This is a genomic window from Burkholderia sp. Ac-20345 (assembly GCF_017104825.1).
Classification (GTDB): Bacteria; Pseudomonadota; Gammaproteobacteria; order Burkholderiales; family Burkholderiaceae; genus Burkholderia; species Burkholderia lata_B.
The window spans coordinates 1-5,127 of the sequence record NZ_JAAGPO010000360.1; the positions used below are offsets into that span (position 1 = coordinate 1).

Genomic DNA, 5,127 nt, shown 5'->3' on the forward strand with positions numbered 1-5,127 from the left:
TCGGTGCGATGCGATCTCGATGCCGAGCGCGCCCTGGCCCGCGGCGGGCGGGCTCGCTTCGACGTCGAGCAGCGCGCGGATCCGCGCTTCGAGGCCGAGGCGCTTCAGGCCGGCGGCCGCGAGGATGATCGCCGCGTAGTCGCCGCGATCGAGCTTCGACAGGCGCGTGTCGAGGTTGCCGCGCAGCGGCAGCACTTCCAGGTGCGGGTAGCGCGAGCGCAGCATCGCCTCGCGGCGCAGGCTCGACGTGCCGACCACGGCGCCGGCCGGCAGCGCGTCGAGCGACGCGTAGTCGTTCGACACGAATGCATCGCGCGGATCTTCGCGCTCCATGATCGCGGCGAGCGAGAAGCCCTCAGGCAGCGCCATCGGCACGTCCTTCAGCGAATGCACGGCGAGATCGGCGCGGCCGTCGGCCAGCGCGGCCTCCAGTTCCTTCACGAACAGGCCCTTGCCGCCGACCTTCGACAGCGTGCGATCGAGAATCTGGTCGCCGCGCGTCGTCATCCCGAGGATTTTCACGTCACAAGCTGGATATAATTTGCGCAGCGCATCACGCACATGTTCGGCTTGCCACATCGCCAGGCGGCTCTCGCGCGAAGCAATCGTCAATGTCGCGGGCAGCTGTGCCTGTTGCGGCCCGGCCGCAGGAGTCTCGGAATTCATTGCTGGAACATCGAAGGACGGGATTGAAGATCGAACAATGGTAGCACGCACGCCCCTGCCCGCCCGGGCCCGGAGCCTGCGCCCGGCCTGCCGCCGAGCGGGTCGCGGCGCCGATGTGCGGATGTGCCGCACGTAGCTGGTTGCTTGACCGCAGTTTCGCAGTTTCCGCAGTTCCTTTTGACTCGAGCTTTCCCAAGGAAACCCATCGTGAAGTCTTCCGGATCGGCGCGTACGGCGCGCCGCAATGCTGCCCTGTCCTCCTCCGACGCCTCGACGGACACCGTCGCCACCGCCGCGAACGGCCGTGCGAAAACGGCAACGAAACCGAAAGACCCGATACGTCAGACAAAACGCGCGACGAAAGCCGCCGGCCCGGCTGCCCGCACCGCGGCCCGCACGGCCGGTGCGACGAAGTCCGGCACGCGCACGCGCGAGGACAAGGACGGCCCGCTGTTCGACGACATCCGCTTCCTCGGCCGCCTGCTCGGCGACGTCGTGCGCGAGCAGGAAGGCGACACCGTGTTCGACGTCGTCGAGACGATCCGCCAGACCGCGGTCAAGTTCCGCCGCGAGGACGACAGCGAAGCCGCGCAGACGCTCGAGAAGAAGCTGCGCAAGCTGACGCCGGAGCAGACGGTGAGCGTCGTGCGCGCGTTCAGCTATTTCTCGCATCTCGCGAACATCGCGGAAGACCGCCACCACAACCGCCGCCGCCGCATCCACGCGCTGGCCGGCTCCGCGTCGCAGCCCGGCACGGTCGCGTACGCGCTCGAACAATTGAAAACGACCGGCAACGCGTCGAAGCGCCTGCTGCAGCGCTTCTTCGACGATGCGCTGATCGTGCCGGTGCTGACCGCGCACCCGACCGAAGTGCAGCGCAAGAGCATTCTCGACGCGCAGCACGACATCGCGCGCCTGCTCGCCGAGCGCGACCAGGAACTGACGAGCCGCGAGCGCCAGTACAACGAATCGATGCTGCGCGCGCGCGTGACCGCGCTGTGGCAGACCCGCATGCTGCGCGACTCGCGCCTGACGGTCGGCGACGAGATCGAGAACGCGCTGTCGTACTACCGCGCGACGTTCCTCGACGAACTGCCCGCGCTGTACGGCGACATCGAGGCCGCGCTCGCCGAGCACGGCCTGTCCGCGCGCGTGCCGGCGTTCTTCCAGATGGGCAGCTGGATCGGCGGCGACCGCGACGGCAACCCGAACGTGACCGCGCCGACACTCGAGGAGGCGATCAACCGCCAGGCCGCGGTGATCCTCGAGCACTATCTGGAACAGGTGCACAAGCTCGGCGCCGAACTGTCGGTGTCGAACCTGCTCGTCGGCGCGAACGACGCTGTGAAGGCGCTCGCGGCAGCTTCCCCCGACCAGTCGCCGCACCGCGTCGACGAACCGTATCGCCGTGCACTGATCGGCATCTACACGCGCCTCGCCGCGAGCGCGCGCGTGCGTCTCGGCGAAGGCACGGTGCCGGTGCGCAGCGCGGGCCGCGGTGCGCCGCCCGTGCGCGCGATCCCGTATGCGGATTCCGAAGCGTTCGTCGCCGACCTGAAGGTGCTGACCGCATCGCTCGACGAACACCACGGCACGTCGCTCGCCGCGCCGCGCCTCGCGCCGCTCGTGCGCGCGGCCGAAGTGTTCGGCTTCCATCTCGCGAGCATCGACCTGCGCCAGAGCTCCGACATCCACGAAGCCGTGGTCGCCGAGCTGTTCGCGCGCGCCGGCGTCGAGGCCGACTACGCGGCGCTCGCCGAGGAAGACAAGCTGCGCGTGCTGCTCACCGCCCTTGCCGATCCGCGTCCGCTGCGCTTGCCGTACTTCGAATATTCGGCGCTCGCGCAAAGCGAGCTCGGCGTGTTCGAGAAGGCACGCGAAGTCCGCGCGCAATTCGGCGCACGCGCGGTGCGCAACTACATCATTTCGCATACGGAAACCGTCAGCGACCTCGTCGAGGTGCTGCTGCTGCAGAAGGAGACGGGCCTGCTCGAAGGCGCGCTCGGCGTGCCCGGCGGCGATGCGCGGAACAGCCTGATGGTGATCCCGCTGTTCGAGACGATTCCCGACCTGCGCGACGCCGCGCGCATCATGCGCGAATACTTCGCACTGCCGGGCATCGACGCGCTGATCGCGCACCAGGGCGCCGAGCAGGAAGTGATGCTCGGCTATTCGGACAGCAACAAGGACGGCGGCTTCCTCACGTCGAACTGGGAGCTGTATCGCGCGGAGCTCGCGCTCGTCGACCTGTTCCGCGACCGCAAGATCACGCTGCGGCTGTTCCACGGCCGCGGCGGCACGGTCGGCCGCGGCGGCGGCCCGACCTACCAGGCGATCCTGTCGCAGCCGCCAGGCACCGTGAACGGCCAGATCCGCCTGACCGAACAGGGCGAGGTGATCGCGAGCAAGTTCGCGAACCCGGAGATCGGACGCCGCAACCTCGAGACGGTCGTCGCCGCGACGCTCGAAGCAACGCTCCTGCCGCAGAACAATGCGCCCGCGCAGTTGCCGGCGTTCGAGGCCGCGATGCAGACGCTGTCGGATTCGGCGATGGCCGCGTACCGCGCGCTCGTCTATGAAACCCCGGGCTTCACCGACTATTTCTTCTCGTCGACGCCGATCACCGAGATCGCCGAGCTGAACATCGGCAGCCGCCCGGCTTCGCGCAAGCTGCAGGATCCGAAGCAGCGCAAGATCGAGGACCTGCGCGCGATTCCGTGGGGCTTCTCGTGGGGCCAGTGCCGGCTGCTGCTGACGGGCTGGTACGGCTTCGGCAGCGCGGTGAGCGCGTATCTCGACGGCGCGCAGGACGAAGCCGAGCGCACGAAGCGCGTCGCGCTGCTAAAGAAGATGAACAAGACCTGGCCGTTCTTCTCGAACCTGCTGTCGAACATGGACATGGTGCTCGCGAAGACTGACCTCGCGGTCGCGTCGCGCTACGCGCAGCTCGTTTCCGACCGCAAGCTGCGCAAGCACGTGTTCGAGCGGATCGTCGCGGAATGGGAGCGCACGTCGCAGGCGCTGGCGGAAATCACCGGGCACGAAGGCCGCCTCGCAACTAACCCGCTGCTCGCGCGCTCGATCAAGAACCGCTTCCCGTATCTCGATCCGCTGAACCACCTGCAGGTCGAGCTGATCAAGCGCCACCGTGCGGGCGATACGAACGCGCGGCTGCGCCGCGGGATTCACCTGACGATCAACGGGATCGCGGCCGGCCTGCGCAACACCGGCTGATCCGCATGCGGCGCGGTGTGATTCCGCGTCGGCCGGCGTCTTGGAAGCCGCGATACGCGATGGTGCGTATCGCGGCTTTTTTCATGCGCGGGCAAAACCGCAGCGGCACACCTCTCGCTCAGTTCGCGTCGATCAGCAACGCGTCGTGTTCGAACGAACCGTCGGGCTGCACCGCGTAGTAGCCGCGCACCTCGTCCGGCGCATGCGCCCACAGCGCGCGAATGCCGGTGACACTGTCGGCCGGCGTGCGGATGCGCGCGACCCACGTATCGAAATCGATCGGCAGCCGCCAGCGGCTGTGCACATGCGCGTCGAAGCCGGCTTCGCGGAACATCGCGAGCCACTCGTCCGCCCGGTAGTCGCGCACGTGCGACGCGTCGCGCAGCACTTCCGCGGCCTGCAGGTACGTATCGAGAAGCGGATGGTCGTTGCCGGCGATGTCGATCATCAGCACGCGGCCACCCGGTTTCAGCACGCGGCGCACCTCGGCGAGCGCCGCGCGCATGTCGTGCCAGTGGTGCGCGCTCATCCGGCTCACGACCCAGTCGAACGTCGCCGTGTCGAACGGCAGTCGCTCGGCCGGCCCCTGCTGCGTACGGATGTTCGCGAGCCCGCGTTCGCGTGCGGCCGCGTCGACGGTCGCGAGCATCTGCGCGGCGAGATCGTAGGCGACCACGTCGCGCACGTGCGGCGCGACGGCGAAGCTCGCATGGCCGGCGCCGCAGCCGAGATCGAGCACCGCGGCATCGGGCGTCGCGCGCACCGCGTCGGCGAGCGTCTGCAGATCGGCGCCCGTCGCGTGAACCGTGCTCGTCAGATAGGCGGCGGCCGTCGTGCCGAATGCGTCGGCGACCTGGTCGTGGTGTTTCATCGTTCGCTCCTTTGTACCGTTGCCGGTGCGACAAGCACCTCGGCGCCTGCTCCGGCCCCATGCAACGCGTTTTGTGGGACGCTCGCTGCCCTGTCAGCGCGCGAGCCGCTACAATAGGCCTGCGTTTGTACCAGTACAAGTTAAGCAGTTATTCTGGTATTCGATACACCTGTCTGTTCGTTGCCGCATCCCCGCTTCCATTTCGCCGTTTCCGCATGAACCACCCGTCCACCGCCCCCATCCGCTGCCGGGTGGATTGCTAATGACGAAAACAGATATCCATATTTGAAAAACTCCGGTGAATCGTAATAAACTCGCCTTATATTTCAAACGACTAAAAAATTCTGTTGATATGC

The 5,127-nt window shown here is 67.5% G+C and carries 3 protein-coding genes; 1 reads left to right on the top strand and 2 read right to left on the bottom strand.

Annotated elements, in window-relative coordinates; genetic code table 11:
- On the bottom strand, nt 1–666 hold a 666-nt coding region (gene hemC, locus G3O06_RS46510), incomplete at its 3' end, for a hydroxymethylbilane synthase (protein WP_205820110.1).
- Nucleotides 667–873: 207 nt separating this feature from the next.
- Between hemC and ppc the strand changes: the two genes are divergently transcribed.
- Nucleotides 874–3,900, top strand: coding sequence for a phosphoenolpyruvate carboxylase (gene ppc / locus G3O06_RS46515; protein ID WP_174998472.1), 3,027 nt, complete (start codon nt 874–876; stop codon nt 3,898–3,900).
- Between the two features lie 118 nt (nt 3,901–4,018).
- On the opposite strand, the gene G3O06_RS46520 is transcribed toward ppc, so the two are convergent.
- Complete coding sequence (locus tag G3O06_RS46520) at nt 4,019–4,771, bottom strand: class I SAM-dependent methyltransferase (protein WP_205820111.1); 753 nt, start codon at nt 4,769–4,771, stop codon at nt 4,019–4,021.
- Nucleotides 4,772–5,127 lie beyond the last annotated feature (356 nt).